This is a genomic window from Micromonospora sp. IBHARD003 (assembly GCF_056106285.1).
Map to the genome: position 1 here is coordinate 4,775,695 of NZ_JBWBBX010000001.1, position 23,342 is coordinate 4,799,036.

Sequence of the window (23,342 nt, forward strand, 5' to 3'; positions counted from 1 at the left end):
GGAGCGGGGCGGCCCGGACGCGTACGGCGGCAACGGCCGTGACCCGCACCGCGAGGCGAAGGACGGGGCGCACGGCGACACGAGGGATGGGTCTCACTCCGGGATGCGCGGAGACACCGGCCGTGGCTTCGGGACGCTGCACAGCCGCGCGGAGCTGGACCGCGCCCTGGACCGTACCGGGCCCCACGGCCGCATCGCCGTCGTCATGACCATGGGCGCCCTGCACGAAGGCCATGCCACCCTCGTCCGCACGGCGCGCTCCCATGTCGGCCCCGACGGCTTCGTCGTCGTCACCGTCTTCGTCAACCCGCTCCAGTTCGGCCCCGGCGAGGACCTCGACCGCTACCCCCGCACTCTCGACGCCGATCTGAAGACGGCACAGGAAGCCGGTGCGGACGCGGTGTTCGCCCCGTCCGCCGACGAGGTCTACCCCGGCGGCCGGCCGCATGTCGGCATCACGGCGGGCCCGATGAGCGAGCTCCTCGAAGGCGCGAGCCGTCCCGGGCACTTCGACGGTGTGCTCACGGTCGTCGCGAAGCTCCTCCATCTCACCGGGCCGGACGTGGCCTTCTTCGGCCAGAAGGACGCCCAGCAGCTGGCACTGATCCGCCGGATGACACACGATCTGAACTTCCCGGTCGAGATCGTCGGCGTACCGACCGTCCGGGAGCAGGACGGCCTCGCGCTGTCCAGCCGCAACCGCTATCTCTCCCCCGACGAGCGCAGGACCGCGCTCGCCCTGTCCCGGGCCCTGTTCGCGGCCCGCGACCGGCTGGCCGCACAGCAGGCGCTGCGGGCCCGCGCCGAGTCGGCACCGGCACCGTCGGCGCGCGCCGCCGCGCTCTCGGCGCTCGGGGAGGCCCGCGCCGCGGCCGACGCCCACGCCGTGGCGGCGGCCCAGCCCGGCGGTGGAGCGGACGCCGTGCGCGCGGCCGCCCGTGGGGTGCTGGACGACGCGGCCAAGGCGGTGCCGCCGCTCGATCTGGACTATCTGGCGCTGGTGAACCCGGCCGACTTCACCGAGGTCCCGGACGGGTACGAGGGCGAAGCGATCATGGCGGTCGCCGCACGGGTCGGTACCACGAGGCTGATCGACAACATCCCCCTGACCTTCGGAGTGTCCGCATGACGCAGACCGCGACCGGATCCGGGCCCGTCGGCGGCCCCGGCACCGGGATACGGCTCGACGCCCCCGCCCCCGGCTGGGCCATCGACGCCGACGTCGTGGTGGTCGGCTCCGGGGTCGCCGGCCTGACCTGCGCGCTGCGCTGCACTGCCGAGGGCCTGCGTACCGTCGTGGTCACCAAGGCCCTCCTCGACGACGGCTCCACGCGCTGGGCCCAGGGCGGTATCGCGGCGGCGCTCGGTGAGGGTGACAGCCCCGAACAGCATCTGGACGACACACTCGTCGCCGGAGCCGGGCTGTGCGACGAGACGGCCGTACGCACCCTGGTCACCGAAGGCCCGGACGCCGTGCGGCGGCTGATCGCCACCGGCGCCCGCTTCGACACCGGGGCGGACGGCGGCATCGCGCTCACCCGCGAAGGCGGTCACCACCGGCGGCGCATCGCCCACGCGGGAGGCGACGCGACCGGCGCGGAGATCTCGCGGGCGCTGGTCGCGGCGATACGCGAGCGGGCCGTACGCATCATCGAGCACGCGCTCGTCCTCGACCTGCTGACCGATGACGAGGGCCGTACGGCCGGCGTCACCCTCCATGTGATGGGCGAGGGCCAGCACGACGGCGTCGGAGCCGTCCACGCACCCGCCGTGGTGCTGGCGACCGGGGGCATGGGCCAGATCTTCTCGGCCACCACCAATCCGCCGGTCTCCACGGGCGACGGTGTGGCGCTCGCCCTGCGCGCCGGCGCCGAGGTGAGCGATCTGGAGTTCGTCCAGTTCCACCCGACGGTGCTGTTCCTCGGCACGGACTCGGAGGGCCAGCAGCCGCTGGTGTCCGAGGCGGTACGCGGCGAGGGCGCCCATCTCGTCGACGCGTCCGGCACCCGCTTCATGGTCGGTCAGCACGAGCTGGCCGAGCTCGCCCCCCGCGACATCGTCGCCAAGGGCATCATGCGCCGGATGCGGGAGCAGGGCGCCGACCACATGTTCCTCGACGCCCGTCACTTCGGCGCCGAGATGTGGGAGAACCGTTTCCCGACCATCCTCGCGGCCTGCCGTGCCCACGGGATCGACCCGGTCACCGAGCCGATCCCGGTCGCACCCGCCGCCCACTACGCCTCCGGCGGCGTCCGCACCGATCTGCGGGGCCGCACCACCGTCCCGGGGCTGTACGCCTGCGGAGAGGTGGCCTGCACGGGCGTCCACGGCGCCAACCGCCTGGCGTCCAACTCCCTGCTCGAAGGCCTGGTCTTCGCCGAGCGCATCGCCGCGGCCGTCGCGCACGGCCCGGCCCCCGCGGCAGCGGGGCAGCCGGCACCGGCGCCCGCCGTCCCGGATGCCGCAGGGTCGGAGCCCGCATCGGACCCCGTGCCGCTGCTCGCCCCCGAGGCGCGGCACGAGATCCAGCGGATCATGACCCGGGGCGCCGGGGTGCTGAGGTCCGCCGAGAGCCTCGACAAGGCGGCGCAGGCACTGGAGGCGCTGTACGTGTCGGCCCGGAACGATGCCGGGACGAACGGCGAAGCCGCCGGAGCGCGGGCCGCCGAGCCGGACGGGCCCGCCGGGGCGGACGCCGCAGCGGGGGCGGATGAGACGGGCAGGTCGGCCAAGGCCGCCGAACCGGGCGTGGAGTCCTGGGAGGCCAGCAATCTGCTGCTGGTGTCCCGTGTGCTCGTCGCCGCCGCTCGCGAGCGTGCGGAGACCCGCGGCTGCCACTGGCGCGAGGACCATCCCGACCGCGACGACACCCACGAGCGCCGCCATATCGTCGTACGGCTCACCCCCGACCGCCGTCTTGTGGTGAGCCGAACTCCCACCGAGTCGTTTACCCCCGTGATCCCCTCCACCCCCCATGCACCCAGGGAGCCGCAACCGTGAGCACGCCCGAAGAACGTCCCGAGCCCGTGGACGTACCGCTGATCCAGATCGGCGCACCCTCGCCCGCGGCCGACGCGGTGACGGGCTGCGGCGACGACTGCGGCTGTGCCGACGAGGTGTACGAGTGCGGACTGGACCCCGCGCTCGCCCAGCTGCTGGCCGACGCGGGGCTGGACCCCGTCCAGGTCGAGGACATCGCGCACCTCGCGATCGAGGAGGACCTGGACGGCGGCGTCGACGTCACGACGGTCGCCACCGTCCCCGAGGACGCCGTCGCCACCGGCGACTTCACCGCACGCGAGGCGGGCGTCGTCGCGGGCCTCCGGATCGCCGAGGCCGTCCTGTCCATCGTCTGCACCGACGAGTTCGAGGTCGAACGGCACGTCGAGGACGGCGACCGGGTCGAGGCGGGCCAGAAGCTGCTGTCCGTCACCTCCCGCACCCGCGATCTGCTCACCGGCGAGCGCAGCGCGCTGAACATCCTGTGCCGCCTCTCCGGCATCGCCACCGCCACCCGCGCCTGGGCCGATCTCCTCGAGGGTACGAGCGCGCGGGTGCGCGACACCCGCAAGACGACCCCCGGCCTGCGCGCCCTGGAGAAGTACGCCGTGCGCTGCGGCGGCGGCGTCAACCACCGCATGTCCCTCTCGGACGCCGCCCTGGTGAAGGACAACCACGTCGTCGCCGCGGGCGGAGTCGCCCAGGCCTTCAAGGCCGTGCGGGAGACGATGGCCGCGATGGGCACCCCCGATCTCGCCATCGAGGTCGAGGTCGACACGCTCCACCAGGTCCGCGAGGCCCTGGACGCGGGCGCCGACCTGATCCTGCTCGACAACTTCACCCCGGCCGAGACCGAGGAGGCCGTCGCCCTCGTCAAGGGCCGGGCGGTCCTGGAGTCGTCCGGCAGGCTCGCCCTCGCCAACGCCCGCGCCTATGCCGAGACGGGCGTCGACTACCTGGCCGTCGGGGCGCTCACCCACTCCTCGGCGATCCTCGACATCGGCCTGGACCTCCGAGAGGCCGGGAACTGATGCTGCTCACCATCGACGTCGGCAACACCCACACCGTCCTCGGCCTCTTCGACGGCGAGGACATCGTGGAGCACTGGCGTGTTTCCACCGACCCGCGCCGCACCGCGGACGAGCTCGCGGTGCTCCTCAACGGTCTGATGGGTATGCACCCGCTGCTCGGCGAGGAGCTCGGCGACGGCATCGAGGGCATCGCGATCTGCGCCACCGTCCCCTCGGTGCTGCACGAGCTGCGCGAGGTCACCCGCCGCTACTACGGCGACGTCCCCGCGGTCCTCGTCGAGCCCGGCGTCAAGACGGGCGTGCCGATCCTCATGGACAACCCCAAGGAGGTCGGCGCGGACCGCATCATCAACGCGGTCGCGGCCGTCGAGCTCTACGGCGGCCCGGCGATCGTCGTCGACTTCGGCACGGCCACGACCTTCGACGCCGTCAGCGCCCGCGGTGAGTACGCGGGCGGGGTCATCGCCCCCGGCATCGAGATCTCGGTCGAGGCGCTCGGCGTCAAGGGCGCCCAGTTGCGCAAGATCGAGCTGGCCCGTCCGCGCAGCGTGATCGGCAAGAACACGGTCGAGGCCATGCAGGCCGGCATCGTGTACGGCTTCGCGGGCCAGGTGGACGGTGTGGTCCAGCGTATGAAGCGGGAGCTGACCGACGACCCGGACGACGTGACCGTGATCGCCACCGGCGGCCTGGCGCCGATGGTGCTGGGCGAGGCCTCTCTGATCGACGAGCACGAGCCCTGGCTGACGCTGATCGGGCTGCGGCTCGTGTACGAGCGGAACATCTCCCGTACGTGAGCCCTCAGGGCCGCTGAGGGCCCCTGTGGGGCCGCTGTGATCCCCGGGAAGGTCAACTCCGACCTCTCCGGTGCCCCTGCTGCCGTGCGCGGCGCTACGGCCCGGAGGGGCCCTGCACCAGCACGCCGCGCCGTAGATGCGCGCTAAACGAATTTTGTCCGATTAGCGCGTATCGTCGGCCCATGCCCACGCCATACGGATCCCGCGGCGGCATGGCGTTCAGTGCAGACGAGCTGCGTGTGCTCCGACGCGCCCTCGCCGTCGCCCTCCATCCCGCCCAGCCCCGCGAGGACATCGTCCAGGACTGTCTGCGGCTCGCCGAATCCGTGGACGAGGCCGTACGCGAGGCCGGCCGGCAGCGCGCGTTCCTCCTCGCCGACCTCGCCCGCTACCGCGAAGCCCTCCCCGGTTCGGCAGGGGGTTATCTGGAACTGCTCCAGGAGGCCCTGGCCGCCGGGTACGAACCCGGCCCCGAAGACCTCGCGGCGCTGCGCGCCCTCCCGCGGTGCACGGCGGCGACGGCCTTGCTCGAGCGCTGCAGGGACCTCGCGGAACGGTCGGTACGCGCCCGGCTCGCCGCCCGTGCACCGGCCGGGTCCTCCCGGGCCGCGTCGGGCGGCCCGTCCCCATCCGCCATGTGCGGGCCGCCGGTCTTCCCCGGCGCCTCCCGCGCCCGGCTGCACGCGCTCCCCGGGGGGAGGGAGTCCGGCGGCAAAGAGGAGCCCCGCCCGGCGGCCCCGAAACCCGCCCCGTCCCCCGCCCCGAGGCCGGACCGGCCCATCCCCACGCCCGGTGAGGTCTTCCCGCCGCGCCGCAAACCCGCACCGCCCCCGTCGAAGGAGCGGGCCGCCGGATAGCTACTCTGGGGCCATGGAATACGTATCCGCGCTCCTGCCCCCCTTCGTGATGGCCTGCTTCTTCATCGGGCTCGTCGTGACGATCGTCAAGAGCCAGGGCGGTCCCAACAAGGCCAAGGAAGACGCCGCGGTGGACGCGGCGCTGGCCCGTGTGGAGGCTGCCGGCCCCGGCGCGGTGGACCGCCCGACCGGAGCCTGACACCGGACGGGCCCCGGACCGGGCGTTGTTCCCCGCCCTGCTCGGCGACGCCCCGCGCGACCGCTCGCGAGGCCGTTCACGCAGTACCCGGTGCCGCGTACGCAAAGGACGTACGGTCGTCTACGGCCGTACGTCCTTTTTCGTGGGCAAAGTACGTCAATAGCCATCCATTCCGACATCTCCCACTATGGTGGCGATGTGCCCCGTCAATTGGGAGAGCTCGAAGACGCCGTCATGACGCGCATCTGGCAATGGAACCGCCCGGTGACGGTCCGGGAAGTCCTGGAAGATCTGCAGCAGGAACGGTCCATCGCCTACACCACCGTCATGACCGTAATGGACAATCTCCATCAGAAGGGCTGGGTGCGCAGGGAAGTCGAAGGGCGCGCCTATCGATATACCGCTGTCTCGACGCGTGCCGCCTACTCGGCCGCACTGATGAACGAAGCCTGGTCGAAGAGCGACAACCCCGCCGCCGCTCTTGTCGCGTTCTTCGGCATGATGTCGCCGGAGCAGCGCGAGGCGCTCGAGGACGCGATCCGGATCGTTCAGCCCCGTATCGCGGAAGCCGGAGCCGAAGCGACCCCTGAGCGCGCACCGGAAGAGCCCCGCACGGCCTCGCCGGAACCCGCTCGCGACGAAGACCTCGAGGCCGGGGGCGAAGCGGGTGGAGCGGGGCGATAGCGTCCGGCCATGTCCTCAGCGCATCCGCTTCCCAATGCCCCAGCAAATGCCGTCACCGTCAGGCGGGCCAGGACGGGCGATGTGCCCGCCGTGCGCAGGCTCGTCGACCCCTACGTGAGCGAAGGCATCCTGCTCGACAAAGCAACGGTGACGCTTTACGAAGACATCCAGGAGTTCTGGGTGGCGGAACGGGACACCGACGCCAGGGTCGTGGGGTGCGGGGCTCTGCACGTGATGTGGGAGGACCTCGCCGAAGTGCGCACTCTGGCGGTGGATCCCGAGTCCAAAGGCGCGGGCGTCGGGCATCGTGTGCTGGACCAGCTGCTGCACACCGCCCGCTGGCTGGGAGTGCGCCGGGTATTCTGCCTCACCTTCGAAGTCGACTTCTTCACCAAGCACGGCTTCGTCGAGATCGGTGAGACACCGGTTGACGGAGATGTCTACAGCGAGCTGCTGCGTTCCTATGACGAGGGCGTCGCCGAGTTCCTCGGTCTCGAACGAGTGAAGCCGAACACCTTGGGCAACAGCCGGATGCTTCTGCATCTGTGATCGAACCGGTTCGGAAGGTGTACGGAACGGACGCCCGGAACCCCGGACGGGAACCGATGGGAACCCCGGACGGAGTCCTATGTCCGAATCGCGCACGTTTCCCGCGTTCTCGAGGTTCTGAACCTCTGCCAGGGGTTTGTGTTTTTCAGGGAAAAGCGGTTTCCTTTCCGCGTACTGCATTTTCGATGAAAGGAAATCCGGTGGCACAGAAGGTTCAGGTCCTTCTTGTCGATGACCTCGACGGTGGCGAGGCGGACGAGACCGTGACGTTCGCGCTGGACGGAAAGACCTACGAGATCGACCTCACCACCGCCAACGCCGACAAGCTCCGCGGCCTGCTCGAGCCGTTCACCAAGGGTGGCCGGAAGACCGGTGGCCGTGCCGCGACCGGTCGTGGCAAGGGCCGTGTCGCCGCGACGGGCAACAAGGACACCGCGGAGATCCGCAAGTGGGCCAAGGAGAACGGCTACAGCGTGAACGACCGCGGTCGTGTCCCGGCGGAGATCCGCGAGGCCTACGAGAAGGCCAACGGCTGAGCATTCCTCCTGCTGCTCGCCGGCCCCGCCGTGCGCAGCAGCCGGGCGCGGTGGCATGCGGTGGCCGCCGCGTCCACGAGCCGCACGAGGTCGGGGCTGCCCCCGGGAGCGGCGCAGCGGCCGACGGGGGCCAGTGCCGGAAGTGACGGCTCGACCTCCCGCCCTGGTTCGGGGGGCCGCAGCCAGTCAGCGGCCCCCTGTGGGGCGCCATGCCACTGCTGGGCGCCGGTGTCCACCTGCCGCGGGCCGGGGGAGCCCGGGGAGGACGCCGCACCCCTGACGGCGCGGGACGGTACGGGCGCGGCGATCCGTCCACCGCTGCCGAAGGCGGTCAGATCGAGACCGATCCCGCCCCACTCCAGCCACTCGAGCAGTCCGGGCAGCTCGTCGGCGCCGCCCGCGGCCACCAGCAGCCGCATACGCCTCCCCGCGAGAGCGACGGGACCCGTCCGGCCGAACCGCGCCAGCAGGAGGAACCCGGCATCGGCCGGTACCTCCAGCACGTCGAAGCGCAGCCCGGTCAGCAGCTGCACGGGCGGGCCCTCGGCCGTCGCCCACCCCAGCTCGTGCTCGTACCACCGCGCGACGCCGTCGTCGAGCGGCATCGCGAGCGGCGCACGGAGCGGAAACGGGACGCTGACGGCCATGTCCGGGGAACCTTCCCCACCCTTCATTGGTTACGCATGGTGGGCGCATCGGCACCGGGTGTCGCCGGGAAGGGGAATGGCGGGCTGTTCGGGGGCGCAAGGATGTTCGCCCATAGCTGAGGGAACCGGCGTGCGCCGCATGGAGTGTCACTGCTTGCGGGTAAGACATCCCTAGTGGGGACGGACGACACGCAGGCTTCGCAGTCTCACGTTCGCCATCGGCGTACAGGCGGCGGGGGTAATGGCTTGGCCTGCGGGAACATCGTCTCGCACCATCGGGTTGGAGCAATTGTCGGCGTTCGAGGCAGGAGGCCAGCGACGGGTGTCGGCAGTTGGAATGAGCGGTCCCCGCTTGCGGGACTAAGCTGCGGAAGGACAGGGAGGGGATCGACCCCTAACTGACTGACCGCTCTGAGGAGCGATTAACGATGTTCGAGAGGTTCACCGACCGCGCGCGGCGGGTTGTCGTCCTGGCTCAGGAAGAAGCCCGGATGCTCAACCACAACTACATCGGCACCGAGCACATCCTCCTGGGCCTTATCCACGAGGGTGAGGGTGTCGCCGCTAAGGCCCTGGAGAGCCTCGGGATTTCGCTCGAGGCGGTCCGCCAGCAGGTGGAGGAGATCATCGGTCAGGGCCAGCAGGCCCCGTCCGGCCACATTCCCTTCACCCCTCGTGCCAAGAAGGTGCTGGAGCTCTCGCTCCGCGAGGCTCTTCAGCTGGGCCACAACTACATCGGCACGGAGCACATCCTGCTCGGCCTTATCCGCGAGGGCGAGGGCGTCGCCGCCCAGGTCCTCGTGAAGCTCGGTGCCGATCTGAACCGGGTGCGGCAGCAGGTCATCCAGCTGCTCTCCGGTTACCAGGGCAAGGAGGCCGCCACGGCAGGCGGCCCGGCCGAGGGCACGCCTTCGACCTCCCTCGTCCTCGACCAGTTCGGCCGGAACCTCACCCAGGCCGCTCGTGAGTCCAAGCTCGACCCGGTCATCGGGCGCGAGAAGGAGATCGAGCGGGTCATGCAGGTGCTGTCCCGCCGTACCAAGAACAACCCGGTGCTCATCGGCGAGCCCGGCGTCGGCAAGACGGCGGTCGTCGAGGGCCTGGCGCAGGCCATCGTCAAGGGCGAGGTGCCCGAGACCCTCAAGGACAAGCACCTCTACACCCTGGACCTCGGCGCGCTGGTCGCCGGCTCCCGCTACCGCGGTGACTTCGAGGAGCGCCTGAAGAAGGTTCTCAAGGAGATCCGCACCCGCGGCGACATCATCCTGTTCATCGACGAGCTCCACACCCTCGTGGGTGCGGGTGCCGCCGAGGGTGCGATCGACGCCGCCAGCATCCTCAAGCCGATGCTGGCCCGCGGTGAGCTGCAGACCATCGGTGCCACGACGCTCGACGAGTACCGCAAGCACCTGGAGAAGGACGCGGCCCTGGAGCGCCGCTTCCAGCCCATCCAGGTCGCGGAGCCGTCGCTGCCGCACACCATCGAGATCCTCAAGGGCCTGCGCGACCGTTACGAGGCGCACCACCGCGTCTCGATCACGGACGAGGCCCTGGTCCAGGCGGCCACCCTGGCCGACCGGTACATCTCGGACCGCTTCCTGCCGGACAAGGCGATCGACCTGATCGACGAGGCCGGTTCCCGGATGCGCATCCGCCGGATGACCGCTCCGCCGGACCTCCGCGAGTTCGACGAGAAGATCGCGGCCGTCCGCCGGGACAAGGAGTCCGCGATCGACTCCCAGGACTTCGAGAAGGCGGCGTCTCTCCGCGACAAGGAGAAGCAGCTGCTGGCGGCGAAGGCCAAGCGGGAGAAGGAGTGGAAGGCCGGCGACATGGACGTCGTCGCCGAGGTCGACGGCGAGCTGATCGCCGAGGTCCTCGCGACGGCCACCGGCATCCCGGTCTTCAAGCTGACGGAGGAGGAGTCCTCCCGGCTGCTCCGCATGGAGGACGAGCTCCACAAGCGCGTCATCGGTCAGAAGGACGCCATCAAGGCCCTGTCCCAGGCGATCCGGCGTACCCGTGCCGGCCTGAAGGACCCGAAGCGTCCCGGTGGTTCGTTCATCTTCGCCGGCCCGTCCGGTGTCGGTAAGACGGAGCTGTCCAAGACGCTCGCCGAGTTCCTCTTCGGCGACGAGGACGCGCTGATCTCCCTCGACATGTCGGAGTTCAGCGAGAAGCACACGGTGTCCCGTCTCTTCGGTTCCCCGCCCGGATACGTGGGTTACGAAGAGGGCGGCCAGCTCACCGAGAAGGTGCGCCGCAAGCCGTTCTCCGTCGTCCTCTTCGACGAGGTCGAGAAGGCCCACCCCGATATCTTCAACTCCCTTCTCCAGATCCTGGAGGACGGTCGTCTGACCGACTCCCAGGGCCGGGTCGTGGACTTCAAGAACACGGTCATCATCATGACGACCAACCTCGGGACCCGGGACATCTCGAAGGGCTTCAACCTGGGCTTCGCCGCCCAGGGCGACGTCAAGACCGGCTACGAGCGGATGAAGGCGAAGGTCAACGACGAGCTGAAGCAGCACTTCCGGCCGGAGTTCCTCAACCGCGTCGACGACACGGTCGTCTTCCACCAGCTCTCGCAGGAAGACATCATCCAGATCGTCGACCTGATGATCGCCAAGGTGGACGAGCGTCTGAAGGACCGCGACATGGGCATCGAGCTCAGCCAGGAGGCCAAGCTCCTGCTGGCGAAGAAGGGCTACGACCCGGTCCTGGGCGCCCGGCCGCTGCGCCGGACGATCCAGCGCGAGATCGAGGACCTGCTCTCGGAGAAGATCCTCTTCGGCGAGCTGCGCCCCGGTCACATCGTGGTCGTCGACACCGAGGGCGAGGGTGAGGAGAAGAAGTTCACCTTCCGCGGCGAGGAGAAGTCGGCACTGCCGGACGTCCCGCCGATCGAGTCGACGGCGGGTGGCTCCGGGCCGAACCTGTCGAAGGACGCGTAAGCACCGCGCAGACGAATAAGGGGCTGCCCCGGACCTGAGGGTCCGGGGCAGCCCCTTTGCGCTGCGGTCCTCCGCGCCCGCGGACACCTACGCCTCGCTGACGAGCACCTCCACCCGGGGCGGAAAGCCGTCCAGGCCCTGCAAGGCAAAAGGGGCGTGACCGATGACTTGAGCCCGTTCGAGCTGCTTCAGGGCGTGCAGCGGCGACAGATCGACGGGGCGGTCCGGGTGGAAGATGTGGACCACGACGACGTCCTGGGTGGCCCGGAAGAGACGGGGAACCGCCTGCAGGGACGTGTTGCTGCCGCGCAGCTCGAGGTACAGGCCACGGGCGGGTACGACGTTCTCGGCCAGTGCCAGCTGGGAGTCGTCCAGCACGATCTCCTCGACCCAGACTCCGTCCGGCAGGGACAGATCCGTCAGAGCGGCGCAGCGGTCGACCTCGAGACGGGCGATTGTCGTGGCATCCCCGAGACACTGCAGATTCCGCAGCAACCGATTCGAGGAGATCCGGACGACAGCCGGTGAACAGGCGCGCACCGTCTCGGCGATGAGCTCCGCCGGAAGCTCTCCCTGGAAGTGGAGGTCACGGCTCCTGCCCAGGGCGATGAGGGCACGGGCGTGTTCCCTGCTGCGGACTGTGTGCTGGAGGCCGGTGGGATCGAGGACCGCGATGACCTCGTTGGCGTATTGCTCGGTGTCATAGCGGTCCCAGGCCCAGACGAGCTGGGACCGCACCAGCAGCGAGGGATGGGAGGCATAGCGCGCGAGGAAGGGGATCGCGGCGTCGGACGCGATATGCGAGGCCGTGACCACGGTCATCCGGGCCGACTTGGCGTCGGGTACGGCGTCGGGGCCGGGCAGCAGATCGAGGACGAGCGGACCTGCCGCGGCCAGTTCGCGCGCCTCTTCGATCGTGCGGGGCGGAATGACCTCCGCGGTCCGGCTGAACAGAGCCTCGCGGATGCCGGGGGAGACCTCGGTCGCCTGCTCCATCGCCGCCGCCGCCACGACGAGGATCCTCAACTGGGTGGAGCGGTCCGGTGCCGCGTCCGCCGTTTTCATCAACTCCGTGAAGATCTCGGTGCATTCACGCGGGCGGGCATGGGCGACCGCCATGCGGATGACGTCCTCCCACTGGTCGTCGGCCGCGTGCTGGGTGAGCAGGCCGATATGCCAGTCGTCGACGATGGCTTTGGCCGCGAGATAGTCCTGGAAAGTGCGGTGGACGAAGTCCACGGAGTCCGCAGTGGGTTCGCGCAGCAGCCCGCTGCGGTGCAGCAAGTGACGGAAGACGGCCTCCGGTTCGCCGGCGCTCGCCGCGTCCGGGACGGACGGAATCGCTCCGCACACGAGTGATTCGGCACGCGAACGGTCCATTGCCGTGCGGCCGTTGAGGGTGAGCCAGTAGGCAACGCGCTGGATGAGCTGGATCTGGGCGGCCTCGGGAAGGTCGACCCCGGACGGTGCCCGCATGTCCCTTTCCCGGTCGCGGCGATCGAGGAGCATCGACAGCGCGGCCTGGTACAGGGCCTTGCGGCCGCGGGGCAGAAAGCCCCGGCGGTCCCGGTGCAGGGCGCACATCAGGCCGCACATCAGGGGGTTGGTGGCGAGCAGCGCGAGGTCCCGTTTGGTGCGCAAGGCGTTGAGCAGCGGCTGCTCGTGCGCCGTGGCCTCAGGTCCGGCGGCTTGGTGCCAGCGCTGCACGAAGGACGTGACGGCGGCGCGGCTCATGGGGGAGAGGGCGAGTTCGGTGAAACCGTCGGGGGCGAGCCAGTCGTCGCGGACCGCAGAGGGCCGGGAGGTGACCAGCCAGCGGTTGCCGTCGTCGTAGATGGCGAGGAGGTCGCGCAGCCAGCGGCGGGTGCGATCGCGCTCCGTTTCGGGCACCTCGTCGATGCCGTCGATCAGGACGAGCCCGCGCCCGGCGCCGAGCACCCGGTCCGCCCACCCGTCGGGTGCGCCGAGTGGGCAGCCGACGGCGGTGAGGAAGTGCTCGGGGGCGGGGAGCCGCTCGCCGTGCCGGGTGAGAGTGCGCAGAGGGAGTACGAAGGGGATCCGGTCGCGCAGGTAGGACATGCCTGCGTCCAGGTCACGGCCGGTGGTGGAGAGGGCGAGCCACTGGACGAGCGTGGTCTTGCCGGAACCGGCGACTCCGCGCAGCAGGACCTTGTCGTGCCGGGCGAGGGCCTGGTCGGCGGGCTCGGGTGCGGCGGGCTGCTCCGCCACATACGGGACGAGCCCGTCCTCCACCAGGTAATCGTCCACCAGGTAATGGGGGTACCCGTCGGCCCCCCGGCCCGGACTGCGCCCGTCGCCCGTCGCCTCCAGGCTCAGATAAGCCGCGTCCAGCGGCCAGACGTCCGGTGAGTGGTGCAGATCGATGCCGTAGATGGTCAGGCTGCCGTGCTTCTTCGCGACGTACGCGAGATAGCGCCGCTCGAAGCCGGCGTCTCGGCCGTCGGCCCGGGGGCTGCGCAGGATCAGCTCGTCCAGCTTGGCCAGCAGCTCCGCCTGGGTGCGGCTCTGCTCGACCAGCGTGCGGGTGACGAAGGACGAGCGCTGGGTGAAGAACTGCAGGATGTGCAGGCAGGCCCACTCGGTGACCGAGTCGAGATAGAGCGTGGCGTCGGCCGAGAGCCCCGCGGCGGCCCGGACGGCCGGGCCCGCGGTGCGCAGCCGCCGCGCCAGCTCACGATGACCGAGGCGGACGGCCTGGACGTCGTCCATGTCGAGGTCGCCGAGGGCGAGCAGGGTGCGGGCCAGCGACTCCGCGACCGCTTCGGCCTCGTCCCCGGGGAACGGGGGCTCGCCAGGACCCTCCAGGGACCGGCCCACCAGGGTGCCGGCCAGCTTGCGCACGTCCTTCTCGGTCAGGGTCCGCTTCTCGCCGCGGAAGGAGACGAGGCCGGAGAGGCGTATGGGGCGGTCCGTCAGACCCGCGCCTCCGCCTTCCTGCACCAGGAGCTTCCTGAGGACGGGCGCCACCGCGGCTGAAGCCAGCCGGGTGCCGATGAGCGCGGGCTCCACAGACGATCCCCCCGAAGGCCAAAAAGGACATTTACCCCAGGCGGGGCAGGCCGTAAACGCGTGACCCAGGTCGCATCGGCGCCCCGCCGGCCGTGACAAGGCGCACAGGCGTTTATGAGCCTACTAGGGGACTTAGTGGGGGTGTCCCGGCTTTCGGTGAGCCGCGAGGGCGGGTCCGACCGCGATTTCCGGCGAACGGAAACGGACGAATCGGAAAGTCAGGGCGTAAGTGGGTCTTGCCGGGCCTTTACCTGGGGCTAAACCGCCTGCCAGTTGATGAATATCGATGAAACCGGACATTGCGGAGGGTGGAGTCGCGCGACGTCAAGGGTGCCGCTCACAAGGGGGCCTGCCTACGACGGGATGTCGTAGATGGGGGGTTTGAGGTGGATTGCCGGTCCGGGTTACCAAGGTTCGGCACCCGGTGCTCCTGCGCCGGGTCGGTTCATGCCCGATCAGCCCGGAGGTTCTCCCCGCATGTCGAAGCGCAACATCAACCGTCTCCGCCCGTCCCTGCTCCGTACCCGTGGTGCCGTCGTGGCTGCCGGACTCGGCGCCGTGATGGCAGTCGGAGCCGGCTCCGGTGTCGCCGCCGCCGATGCGGGCAAGGCTGCGCCCGCCGCCGTCGACGCGGTGCAGGCGAAGGAGGCCAAGAAGGCCGCGAAGAAGGCCGCGTCCTGGGTCAAGCCGGTGAGCGGCTACACCCTGAGTGCGAGCTTCAACCAGGGTGGCGCCATGTGGTCCCACAAGCACTCCGGCCAGGACTTCGCCGTGCCGATCGGCACCCCGGTCAAGGCCGCGCACTCCGGTGTCGTCGTGAAGGCGGGCGGCTACGGCGGCGGTGACGGTCCCGCGTACGGCAACGCCATCGTCATCAAGCACGCCAATGGCAAGTACTCGCAGTACGCCCACCTGTCGAAGATCGACATCTCCGTCGGCCAGACCGTGAAGACCGGCCAGAGGATCGCCCTCTCCGGCAACACCGGCAACTCGTCCGGCCCGCACCTGCACTTCGAGATCCGTACGACCCCGAACTACGGCTCCGCGCTCAACCCCGCCGGCTTCCTGCGTTCCATGGGCGTCACCATCTGACGCTCAGGACCGGGGCCCGTGGTGGGCCTGTGTCACCAGATCGACGGCGACCTCCAGGACGGCTTCCCGCTTGTCCTCGGGGTCGCCTTCGATGTTCTGCATGAGGAACATCCCGGCGTGCATGGTGAACAGCGCGCTGACGCAGCGCACGCGGTCGGTCATGCCGAGGTCCGGGTCCTGGAGCAGCCCCGACATGGTGATCATGCGCTCCTTGAAGGCCTCGCCGATGCTCAGCTCGCGCACGGTGGCCTGGTTCTCCTGCATGAAGCGGAAGAGCGGCGCGGCCCCGGTGAGCGCCTTCTGGTAGCGGTGCAGGATCTCCGTCTTGGTCTCCAGGGTCCGCGGCTGGTCCTCCGCCCAGGCGATCAGCTCGTCGATCGGGCTGGTCAGATCCTGGAAGAGGCTGATGACGATGTCTTCCTTGGTCTTGAAGTGGTAATACAGCGCAGCCTTCGTGACCTCCAGCTTCTCCGCTATCTCGCGGAGCGAGGTCTTCTCGTAGCCCTGCTCGGCGAAGAGTTCCAGGGCGACGTCCTGAATGCGCTGCCGGGTGTTGCCTCTGGTCATGGACTCTCCTGGGGGCGCGTGGGCACACGCACGGATACTTACTTGACGCCCGGCTAGTGACGGGTCTACCGTCCCTCAGTGTAGTGAACTAGCCGGGCGGCAAGTAAGTGCCCAGGGGGAGTGGATGACGGTGGCAGGACAAAAACCGGTGAAATCGGCGGCGCCGCAGGGGGCGGACGAGGCGCAGCCGCGCAGCGTCCGTGTGGTCCTGCTCGCGCTGATGATCGCCATGCTGCTGGCCATGCTGGACAACATGATCATCGGCACCGCGATGCCGACGATCGTCGGTGAGCTCGGCGGCCTCGAGCATCTGTCCTGGGTCGTCACCGCCTACACCCTCGCCACAGCCGCCTCCACCCCGATCTGGGGCAAGCTCGGTGACATGTACGGCCGCAAGGGCGTCTTCCTCACCTCGATCGTGATCTTCCTGATCGGCTCGGCGCTCAGCGGAATGGCCCAGGACATGGGCCAGCTGATCGGCTTCCGTGCCGTACAGGGCCTGGGCGCGGGCGGCCTGATGGTCGGAGTGATGGCGATCATCGGCGATCTCATACCGCCCCGTGAGCGCGGCAAGTACCAGGGCATGATGGCCGGAGTGATGGCCCTCGCCATGATCGGCGGCCCGCTGGTCGGCGGCGGCATCACCGACCACTGGGGCTGGCGCTGGAGCTTCTACATCAACCTGCCGCTCGGTGCCGTCGCGCTCGCCATGCTCACCATCGTTCTGCACCTGCCGAAGCGCGAGCCCGGCGCCGCCAGGGAGCGCATCGACTATCTGGGCGCGGCCCTGCTCACCGTGGGCATCACCTCGACCGTGCTCGTCACGACCTGGGGCGGCACCGAGTACGACTGGGACTCCGCCGTCATCATGGAGCTCATCGCGATCGGCGTCGCCTCGCTCGTCGGCTTCGTCTTCGTCGAGACCAGGGCCTCGGCGCCGATCATTCCGCTGCACATCTTCCGCAACCGCAACTTCACGCTCATGTCGGTGATCGGCTTCCTGACCGGCTTCGTGATGTTCGGCGCCGTGCTCTTCCTGCCGCTCTACCAGCAGTCCGTGCAGGGTGCGTCCGCGACCAACTCCGGGCTGCTCCTGCTGCCGATGCTGCTGGCGATGATGGTCGTCTCGCTGATCGCGGGCCGGGTCACCACGAACAGCGGCAAGTACAAGATCTTCCCGATCGTCGGCGGCGCGCTGATGGTGGTGGGTCTCTTCCTGCTCGCGCAGATGGACACGGACACCTCCCGCCTCACCTCCGGGCTCTACATGGCCGTCCTCGGCGCGGGCATGGGTTTCCTGATGCAGATCACGATGCTCGTCGCGCAGAACAGCGTCGAGATGAAGGACATGGGCGTCGCGTCGTCCTCCACGACCCTTTTCCGTACGCTCGGTTCCTCCTTCGGCGTCGCGATCATGGGTGCCCTGTTCACCTCGCGGGTGCAGGACGAGATGGCCGCACGCGGCGGCTCGGCCCTCACCCAGCAGTCCGCGCAGCTCGACGCGGCGAGCCTGGCCAAGCTGCCGGAGCAGGTGCGCGAGGCGTACCAGTTCGCGGTGTCGGCGGGCACGCACAACGCGTTCCTGCTCGGCTCGGCGGTCGCCGTGATCGCCTTCCTCGCGGCCTTCTTCGTCAAGGAGGTGCCGCTGAAGGGCGCGGGCCCGGCGAAGCCGGACGCGGAGACCGGCGAGCCGCGCGACCAGGCGGAGATGGCCGCCACCAAGACCGGCTGAACGGCGCGTCCCCGCCACGGCAGGCGGCGGGGACGCGGTACGTCCGCGGCATATCCGATACGACGGCCCCCACCGGGGGCCGTCGTTCGTGTCGCGCCCGTCCTCGGGGCCGCGGACAGTTCTAGGGGAATCCTCCCGGATCAGACCGCATTAGACCGGATCAGGCCGGATCAGCGGTCCACGGCCAAGCGGCCTCGCGGCCGGCCTCGATGAGGCCGACCATCCGGAACGCGGAGTCCGTGAGCCCGCCGAAGGTGTGCCGGTGGGGGCCCGTGGGACCGTGGGCGGGCCGGTACCCCGCCAGGTTCCATGTGTAGACCGGGATGTCGGCCGGAACCGGTTCGGCCGGCCCGCCGGGGTCGTAGGGCGCGGACTGCTCGTCGGTGACGATCAGGACCCGGTCGTGCTCCCGGTAATGGGTCCGCACCGCCTTCGTGGTGTGGGTGCCTCCGAGGCTGTGGAACCGTTTCAGTACCTCGAGCACCGGCTCGCCCGGCTCGAACGGCACCTTCCTGCTGCTCCAGCCGAACTCCACCAGGTCCGCCTGCTCGGCGCGCACGGCCAGCGCGGCGCCGAACACGGCCGCCGCGTCCGCCCGCGTCAGCTTGGACCGCTCGGAGACGGTGTCCCAGAACATGGAGTCGGAGCGGTCCACCAGGATCAGGGTCCGGCCGGGCAGGGACGGTACGTTGGCCAGGGAGTGGCCCAGTGCCCGTTCCAGCGCGGCCGCCCAGCGCTGCGACGGGGCGTGCCGGTGGGCGGCCAGGTAGCGGAAGGGGAACTGCCGGGAACGGGCGACCTCGGAGGCGTCCGAGAGTCGCGCGGCGACCAGGGCCGCGACTTCGTCCGAGACCCCTGCCTCGTCGAAGTTCCGCACGTTCCGCAGGAGCGCCATCGGCGCCATCGTGGGGATCACGGCCTCCCAGACGGCGGCGTCCATCGGTCCGTGGAGCCAGCCCGCCAGGGCCTCCCACGTCATGCCCGCCGCGGCCAGCCGCTCGGAGCCGCCCGGCCCGGTCACCACCGCACGCCGCTCCTCCGCAGCCGACTCCATCAGCGCCCGGTGGGCGGTCAGCAGTCGGTCGGACGCCGGCGGAACCGCCCGCTCCGGATGATGGCGGCGGTCCAGGGCGTACCGGAAGAGCGCGCCCTGCCAGGGCTTGTCCGGGTCGGGGGAGGCGTGCACCAGGTTGAGCACGTCGCCGAAGTGGAAGGCCTTGGACGCGGTGTCGTACTTGAGCAGGGACCGGGACGTGTACAGCCGGCGCACACCGTCGGCGATGCCCCGCTTCACGGGCTGCGGCACATTCCGCCCGTACACCGAGATCCAGTAGGCGAGCAGTTCGCCGGGCTCGTCGGCGCGCTGGAGCACCGAGTCGATCACGGACCGGTTGGACGGGCCTGCGGTGGACCCGGCCTCGAGCCGGGCCCGTACGTACGCTGCGGCGCCCACCAGGGACGCCGTGCGCATGTTGCCCTCGCCGCGGAGCCAGCGCAGCAGGCCGGCCGTCCACACAGGGTCCTGGACAGCGAGTTCACCGACGAGACGGGTGTACCGGTCGTCCCGCTCCTCGCCGCTCTCGTAAAAGGTCCGCTGGGAGACGAAGTTGCCGACCGCGAGGAGGAAGAGTTCCTCGCGCGGCTCCCGGACGAAGGCGGGGCCGCCCTCGTAGGTACGGAAGTCCGGCCCGGCGGGCCTGTGATGGAGCCGTGGTGAGGGCGGGGAGACGGCGGCCGCCGAGACATGCGGGGCCACGAGCATCTCGGACCAGATCTTGGAAACGCGTGGGGTGTAACGAGGCAGCGAATCCCCCGGATTCAAAGGATGGGACGGCCCCGGCCAAAAGGTGCGACGAGGCGAAGACGCCCGCGCCTGCCGAGATCAAAGGGGGCGGCGGCGTCACTTGGTTGTCAGAAGGAAGTAGCCGCAGCCGAGCGCATCGGAGGCGCGGTCGCGATGCCAAGCTACAAGCGCCACCGCGGCGCACACCAACGATTAAAAGGGGGCGGGCCGGCAGGTCAGTCCGCGAGCTGCGGGATCGCGAAGCTGCCGCTGTTCGTCGGAGCGTGCTCCGGAAGCCAGAGCACCGCGATCGCCCCGCTCGTCGCGTCCCCCGGGCCGGCCACCTCGTGGTTCGCATTGCGGAAGGTCAGGCGTGCCCCGAGTACGCGCGCCTGGCCCGCCGCGATGGTCAGTCCCAGCCCGTGACCCTGCCCTGCCCGGTCGCTGGCGCCGGTGCGGAACCGGCTCGGCCCCTCGCGCAACAGCGCCTCGGGGAAGCCGGGTCCGTGGTCCCGTACCCTCACGACCCGGCCCTCGACGGTCACCTCGACCGGAGTCCCGCCGTGCTTGGCGGCGTTGGCCAGCAGATTGCCCAGGATCCGCTCGAGCCGCCGTGGATCGGTGTTGACCCAGGAATCGTGTACCACCCGCACCAGCACCGCCGGGTCCAGCACGCGCACGCGCCGGATCACGAACTCGCCGAGGGCTATCTCCTGCAGCTCGGCCCGTTCCGACGCACCGTCCAGCCGGGCCACCTCCAGTACGTCCTCCACCAGGGTGCGCATGGCCTGCGCCCTGTCCCGCACCAGTTCGGACGGGCGTCCGGGCGGCAGCAGCTCCGCCGCCGTCAGCAGTCCGGTCACCGGAGTGCGCAGCTCATGGGCGATGTCGGCGGTGACACGGCGCTCTGCCTCGAGCCGTGCGTTCAGGGCGTCGGTCAGCGCGTCGACGGCGCGGGCGAGTTCGTCGGTCTCGTCGCGTACGACACCACCGATGGCCTTGCGGACCCGTACCTCCGTGTTCCCCTGGGCGACCTTGCCCGCGGCCGCGGCGGCCTTGCGCAGCCTGCGTGAGAGCTGGCCGCCGATGAGCACACCGAGCGCCGAGCCCGCGAAGACCACCGAGACCGAGCCGGTGATCAGTGCCTGGTCCAGCTTCTTCATGATGTCGGTGCTGCTGGTGGGGAAGCGGTTGTGCAACGACAGCACCTCACCGTTGCCGAGCGGCACGGCCGCCCAGATCTCGGCGGGACCGTTGTGGCCCGCCTGGATGTAGGTGGCCTGGTGGTTGTCCTCGAGCAGGTGCTTCAGCTCGCGTGGCAGGGACGGGTCGTTGAGCTTGGCGCCGCCGAACTTGGGCTCGGTCTTCGGCTTGCTGGTCAAGTAGATCCGCTGGGCGAGCTGCAGGCGGTACATGTTCAGATCGCGGGCGTTGTCGAGCATGGAGACCCGCGCGGAATTGTGCACGACCACGCTCAGCGAGAGTGCGACCAGCGCACTCACACCGGCAATCGCGAGGCTGATCTTCCACCGGACACCGGTGCGCAGGGGGAGGCGCTTCATACGGGGTCCTGTCCTGGTGCGAGTCGTCGTGCGGGCGGCGTTTCGACAGTCGAGACGCCGACGCGGGCGCCTGGGGTTGCCCTCGTCCCGCGAGGGCACCCGGAGCCGCCGCGCGCGGCGAGCCGTCTCATCCCCGGACCTCACGCCTTGAGCTTGTAACCGAAGCCGCGGACCGTCTCGATACGGTCCTGACCGATCTTCGTACGCAGCCGCTGCACATGGACGTCCACGACCCGGGTGTCCCCGCCCCAGCCGTAGTCCCAGACCCGCTCCAGAAGTTTGTCCCGTGACAGCACCGTCCCCGGCGCGGAGGAGAACTCCAGCAGCAGACGCATCTCGGTCGGGGTCAGCCCCACCGTCCGACCGGCCCGGCGCACCTCCATACCCTCGGTGTCGACCTCCAGGTCGCCGAAGGTCAGTACTCCGCCCATGCCCGACTGTCCGGGCTCGCCCAGGTCGTCCCCGGCGCCGCCCGCGTGGCCGAAGCGCCGCAGCACCGCCCGGATCCGGGCGACCAGCACCGCACCGTCGAACGGCTTGGTGACGTAGTCGTCGGCGCCCGCCTCCAGTCCGAGCACCACGTCGATGGAGTCCGCGCGCGCCGACAGCATGATCACCGGCACGGTCGACTCGTCCCGGATCCGCCGGCACAGGCTCACGCCGTCCAGTCCGGGCAGCATCACGTCGAGCAGCGCGATGTCCGGCCGGTCGGCGCGGAACGCCTCCAGCCCGCTGAGCCCGTCCGGCACCGCGGTCACCGTGAAGCCGTCGCGCTCCAACGCAAGCTGGGTGGCCTCACGAATGACGTCGTCGTCCTCCACGAACAGGACATGTGTCTCGGCCATCCGCGTGTACTCCGCTGCTCTCTCGGTTCTCGCTCCGCGACCGTACTGTCTCGGCCCGGTGGTGGTGTCGATGCCGGTGACGCCGTCGCCGGCATCGCTCGCCGCACCGCGTCAGTTCTTCTCCGGTACGGGGGTCGGGAGGGGATCGTCCACGGACGCGTCCCCGCCGATACCCCTGCTGTACTGGTTCTCGACCCGGTCCTGTTCGGTGAACTTGCTCCCCGCCCAGCGGTACGTGATCACTATCTGGCCCGAGGGGTACGCGACCGAGTCGCCCTTCGCGTACACCTGCTTGGTGACGACCAGATCCCCCCGGTCGATGGTCGCGTAGACCGCCGGCTCCTCGGCGGCGAAGATGTTCGTGTAGTCCTCGCCGACCTTGCGGTACACATAGGTGCCGAGGCCCACGGCGGAGTCTCCGCACATCAGTACGTTCACCACGACGTCCGGCGCCTGGCCGCCCGTGACGCTTCCGTACGAGGTGTCGACCGGGTACGCGTCCCCCGCGCAGCGCTTCAGATCGGCCTTGACCCGCTTGCTGACCTTCGGGTCCTCCATGACGAGCCGGAACGTGTCGATCTTCGCCGCCGGCGAGGCGTCGGCCGAGGGTGTGGAGCTCGCCCGGGGCCGAGGCGCCGGGTCATGACGGACCAGCCCCTCGTCCCGGGGCCCGGTCCCGCCGGTCGCGCAACCGACGGCGAGCAGCCCGAAGGCGGCGAGGCCGGCCACTGCCGTGCCACTCGCCGCCCATCGGATGATGCCGCTTCTGGCGCTGACGCCGTCTTTGGCGTCAAAGCCGTCTTCGGCTAGGCCGCGCACCTCTCCCGCCCCTCCTCGCGACGTGCGAACGTACGGTCACGCTGCGCCGGGATCCGCGGGCCGGGGGCTTCCGGCCGCGCACCCGCCGTCCGGGGGCTCTGCAGTCCCCGGCCTTCCCGCTCGCGTGACTCCAGCTCCTGGCGGAGCCGGGCCAGCGCCCGGTGCAGCGTGCTCTTCACGGTACCGGTCGACATGCCGAGTGCGGCGGCGGTCTCCTCGGTACTCATCTGTTCCCAGTGCCGCAGGACTACCACGCTGCGCTGCTTCGGCGCGAGTACCTTCAGGACGTCCATCAGCAGTGCGCGGTCCGCGTGCTGTTCGGTGGTGTCCTCGACGCTCGCGTCGGGCAGCTGCTCGGTGGGGACCTCTTCCAGCTTGCGGGCCCGCCACCACTCGGTCCGAGTGTTGATCATGACGCGGCGGAGATAGGCGTCGGCGAGCGACTTGTCCGCGATGCCCTCCCAGCGGCCGTACGTCCGCACCAGCGCGGTCTGCAGCAGGTCCTGGGCGTCGACCGGGTCGGGGACCAGGCGACGGGCGCTGCGCAGCAGTGCCTCCTGCCGAGTGCGTACGTACTCCTCGAACTCGAGCACCTCGCCGTGCGTCATCTTCAACCGCCTCCGTCCCCGTAACCAAGCCCCGTGACAACCGCGTGTGT

The 23,342-nt window shown here is 70.1% G+C and carries 20 protein-coding genes; 12 read left to right on the top strand and 8 right to left on the bottom strand.

The features are described 5' to 3' along the window. The first annotated feature begins 103 nt into the window (after window positions 1-103). The 9 genes from panC (at window position 104) to ACTWOL_RS21275 (ending at window position 7,653) form a co-directional block, all read left to right on the top strand. On the top strand, window positions 104-1,129 hold the full coding sequence (gene panC / locus ACTWOL_RS21235; protein WP_474301219.1) for a pantoate--beta-alanine ligase: 1,026 nt from the start codon (window positions 104-106) through the stop codon (window positions 1,127-1,129). Beyond that, a complete protein-coding gene (locus ACTWOL_RS21240) occupies window positions 1,126-3,000 on the top strand; it encodes an L-aspartate oxidase (RefSeq protein WP_474298340.1) in 1,875 nt (624 codons plus the stop codon). Before panC ends, ACTWOL_RS21240 begins: the two co-directional genes overlap by 4 nt. Window positions 3,001-3,131: 131 nt before the next feature. Further along, window positions 3,132-4,031: a carboxylating nicotinate-nucleotide diphosphorylase gene (gene nadC, locus ACTWOL_RS21245; protein WP_474301220.1), complete on the top strand. Its 900-nt coding sequence runs from the start codon at window positions 3,132-3,134 to the stop codon at window positions 4,029-4,031. After that, a complete protein-coding gene (locus ACTWOL_RS21250; protein ID WP_474298341.1) occupies window positions 4,031-4,828 on the top strand; it encodes a type III pantothenate kinase in 798 nt (265 codons plus the stop codon). The genes nadC and ACTWOL_RS21250 overlap by 1 nt, the downstream gene beginning before the upstream one ends. 212 nt (window positions 4,829-5,040) lie before the next feature. Beyond that, a complete protein-coding gene (locus tag ACTWOL_RS21255) occupies window positions 5,041-5,685 on the top strand; it encodes a hypothetical protein (RefSeq protein WP_474298342.1) in 645 nt (214 codons plus the stop codon). 13 nt (window positions 5,686-5,698) lie between these two features. Further along, window positions 5,699-5,884 carry a hypothetical protein gene (locus ACTWOL_RS21260; RefSeq protein ID WP_474298343.1) on the top strand — a complete coding sequence of 62 codons (186 nt, stop codon included), beginning with the start codon at window positions 5,699-5,701 and terminating at the stop codon, window positions 5,882-5,884. A gap of 198 nt (window positions 5,885-6,082) precedes the next feature. Beyond that, the gene (locus ACTWOL_RS21265; protein WP_474298344.1) at window positions 6,083-6,568 is read left to right on the top strand and encodes a BlaI/MecI/CopY family transcriptional regulator; all 486 of its coding nucleotides are present in this window, start codon (window positions 6,083-6,085) and stop codon (window positions 6,566-6,568) included. A gap of 9 nt (window positions 6,569-6,577) precedes the next feature. Beyond that, window positions 6,578-7,117 (top strand): amino-acid N-acetyltransferase, encoded by a 540-nt coding sequence (locus tag ACTWOL_RS21270; protein ID WP_474298345.1) that lies wholly within the window; start codon window positions 6,578-6,580, stop codon window positions 7,115-7,117. A 200-nt stretch (window positions 7,118-7,317) separates the two neighbouring features. Next, window positions 7,318-7,653 carry a histone-like nucleoid-structuring protein Lsr2 gene (locus ACTWOL_RS21275; RefSeq protein ID WP_474298346.1) on the top strand — a complete coding sequence of 112 codons (336 nt, stop codon included), beginning with the start codon at window positions 7,318-7,320 and terminating at the stop codon, window positions 7,651-7,653. Here ACTWOL_RS21275 and ACTWOL_RS21280 read toward each other — a convergent pair. After that, the gene (locus ACTWOL_RS21280) at window positions 7,632-8,300 is read right to left on the bottom strand and encodes an SCO3374 family protein (RefSeq protein ID WP_474298347.1); all 669 of its coding nucleotides are present in this window, start codon (window positions 8,298-8,300) and stop codon (window positions 7,632-7,634) included. The two genes, ACTWOL_RS21275 and ACTWOL_RS21280, sit on opposite strands and share 22 nt — an antisense overlap. Before the next feature lie 428 nt (window positions 8,301-8,728). Between ACTWOL_RS21280 and ACTWOL_RS21285 the strand changes: the two genes are divergently transcribed. Next, the gene (locus ACTWOL_RS21285) at window positions 8,729-11,254 is read left to right on the top strand and encodes an ATP-dependent Clp protease ATP-binding subunit (protein WP_474298348.1); all 2,526 of its coding nucleotides are present in this window, start codon (window positions 8,729-8,731) and stop codon (window positions 11,252-11,254) included. 87 nt (window positions 11,255-11,341) lie between these two features. Here the strand turns inward: ACTWOL_RS21285 and ACTWOL_RS21290 are convergent, their stop codons facing one another. Then, window positions 11,342-14,284, bottom strand: a complete 2,943-nt coding sequence (locus tag ACTWOL_RS21290) for an NACHT domain-containing protein (protein WP_474298349.1) — start codon at window positions 14,282-14,284, stop codon at window positions 11,342-11,344. Between the two features lie 477 nt (window positions 14,285-14,761). On the opposite strand from ACTWOL_RS21290, the gene ACTWOL_RS21295 reads away from it, so the two are divergent. Then, window positions 14,762-15,376, top strand: a complete 615-nt coding sequence (locus ACTWOL_RS21295; protein ID WP_474298350.1) for a M23 family metallopeptidase — start codon at window positions 14,762-14,764, stop codon at window positions 15,374-15,376. A gap of 3 nt (window positions 15,377-15,379) precedes the next feature. On the opposite strand, the gene ACTWOL_RS21300 is transcribed toward ACTWOL_RS21295, so the two are convergent. After that, window positions 15,380-15,943, bottom strand: a complete 564-nt coding sequence (locus ACTWOL_RS21300; RefSeq protein ID WP_474298351.1) for a TetR/AcrR family transcriptional regulator — start codon at window positions 15,941-15,943, stop codon at window positions 15,380-15,382. Window positions 15,944-16,067: 124 nt separating this feature from the next. Between ACTWOL_RS21300 and ACTWOL_RS21305 the strand changes: the two genes are divergently transcribed. After that, a complete protein-coding gene (locus ACTWOL_RS21305) occupies window positions 16,068-17,675 on the top strand; it encodes an MDR family MFS transporter (protein WP_474298352.1) in 1,608 nt (535 codons plus the stop codon). A gap of 160 nt (window positions 17,676-17,835) precedes the next feature. On the opposite strand, the gene ACTWOL_RS21310 is transcribed toward ACTWOL_RS21305, so the two are convergent. From ACTWOL_RS21310 to ACTWOL_RS21330, 5 genes are all read right to left on the bottom strand, one after another. Then, window positions 17,836-19,437, bottom strand: coding sequence for a TROVE domain-containing protein (locus ACTWOL_RS21310; protein WP_474298353.1), 1,602 nt, complete (start codon window positions 19,435-19,437; stop codon window positions 17,836-17,838). 257 nt (window positions 19,438-19,694) lie between these two features. Next, on the bottom strand, window positions 19,695-21,020 hold the full coding sequence (cseC, locus tag ACTWOL_RS21315) for a two-component system sensor histidine kinase CseC (protein ID WP_474298354.1): 1,326 nt from the start codon (window positions 21,018-21,020) through the stop codon (window positions 19,695-19,697). A gap of 140 nt (window positions 21,021-21,160) precedes the next feature. Beyond that, entirely contained in the window at window positions 21,161-21,865 is a 705-nt protein-coding gene (gene cseB / locus ACTWOL_RS21320) for a two-component system response regulator CseB (RefSeq protein ID WP_474298355.1), read from the bottom strand. A 111-nt stretch (window positions 21,866-21,976) separates the two neighbouring features. Then, window positions 21,977-22,684, bottom strand: coding sequence for a hypothetical protein (locus tag ACTWOL_RS21325; protein ID WP_474298356.1), 708 nt, complete (start codon window positions 22,682-22,684; stop codon window positions 21,977-21,979). After that, window positions 22,672-23,292: a SigE family RNA polymerase sigma factor gene (locus tag ACTWOL_RS21330; RefSeq protein WP_474298357.1), complete on the bottom strand. Its 621-nt coding sequence runs from the start codon at window positions 23,290-23,292 to the stop codon at window positions 22,672-22,674. Before ACTWOL_RS21330 ends, ACTWOL_RS21325 begins: the two co-directional genes overlap by 13 nt. Window positions 23,293-23,342: the final 50 nt, after the last annotated feature.

Excerpts from the sequence above, each read along its gene's own strand:
- panC (WP_474301219.1), top strand. The coding sequence starts at position 104 with ATGCGCGGAGACACCGGCCGTGGCTTCGGGACGCTGCACAGCCGCGCG.
- ACTWOL_RS21240 (WP_474298340.1), top strand. The coding sequence starts at position 1,126 with ATGACGCAGACCGCGACCGGATCCGGGCCCGTCGGCGGCCCCGGCACC.
- ACTWOL_RS21250 (WP_474298341.1), top strand. The coding sequence starts at position 4,031 with ATGCTGCTCACCATCGACGTCGGCAACACCCACACCGTCCTCGGCCTC.
- ACTWOL_RS21255 (WP_474298342.1), top strand. The coding sequence starts at position 5,041 with ATGGCGTTCAGTGCAGACGAGCTGCGTGTGCTCCGACGCGCCCTCGCC.
- ACTWOL_RS21260 (WP_474298343.1), top strand. The coding sequence starts at position 5,699 with ATGGAATACGTATCCGCGCTCCTGCCCCCCTTCGTGATGGCCTGCTTC.
- ACTWOL_RS21270 (WP_474298345.1), top strand. The coding sequence starts at position 6,578 with ATGTCCTCAGCGCATCCGCTTCCCAATGCCCCAGCAAATGCCGTCACC.
- ACTWOL_RS21280 (WP_474298347.1), bottom strand. The coding sequence starts at position 8,300 with ATGGCCGTCAGCGTCCCGTTTCCGCTCCGTGCGCCGCTCGCGATGCCG.
- ACTWOL_RS21285 (WP_474298348.1), top strand. The coding sequence starts at position 8,729 with ATGTTCGAGAGGTTCACCGACCGCGCGCGGCGGGTTGTCGTCCTGGCT.
- ACTWOL_RS21295 (WP_474298350.1), top strand. The coding sequence starts at position 14,762 with ATGTCGAAGCGCAACATCAACCGTCTCCGCCCGTCCCTGCTCCGTACC.
- ACTWOL_RS21300 (WP_474298351.1), bottom strand. The coding sequence starts at position 15,943 with ATGACCAGAGGCAACACCCGGCAGCGCATTCAGGACGTCGCCCTGGAA.
- ACTWOL_RS21305 (WP_474298352.1), top strand. The coding sequence starts at position 16,068 with ATGACGGTGGCAGGACAAAAACCGGTGAAATCGGCGGCGCCGCAGGGG.
- ACTWOL_RS21310 (WP_474298353.1), bottom strand. The coding sequence starts at position 19,437 with ATGCTCGTGGCCCCGCATGTCTCGGCGGCCGCCGTCTCCCCGCCCTCA.
- cseC (WP_474298354.1), bottom strand. The coding sequence starts at position 21,020 with ATGAAGCGCCTCCCCCTGCGCACCGGTGTCCGGTGGAAGATCAGCCTC.
- cseB (WP_474298355.1), bottom strand. The coding sequence starts at position 21,865 with ATGGCCGAGACACATGTCCTGTTCGTGGAGGACGACGACGTCATTCGT.
- ACTWOL_RS21330 (WP_474298357.1), bottom strand. The coding sequence starts at position 23,292 with ATGACGCACGGCGAGGTGCTCGAGTTCGAGGAGTACGTACGCACTCGG.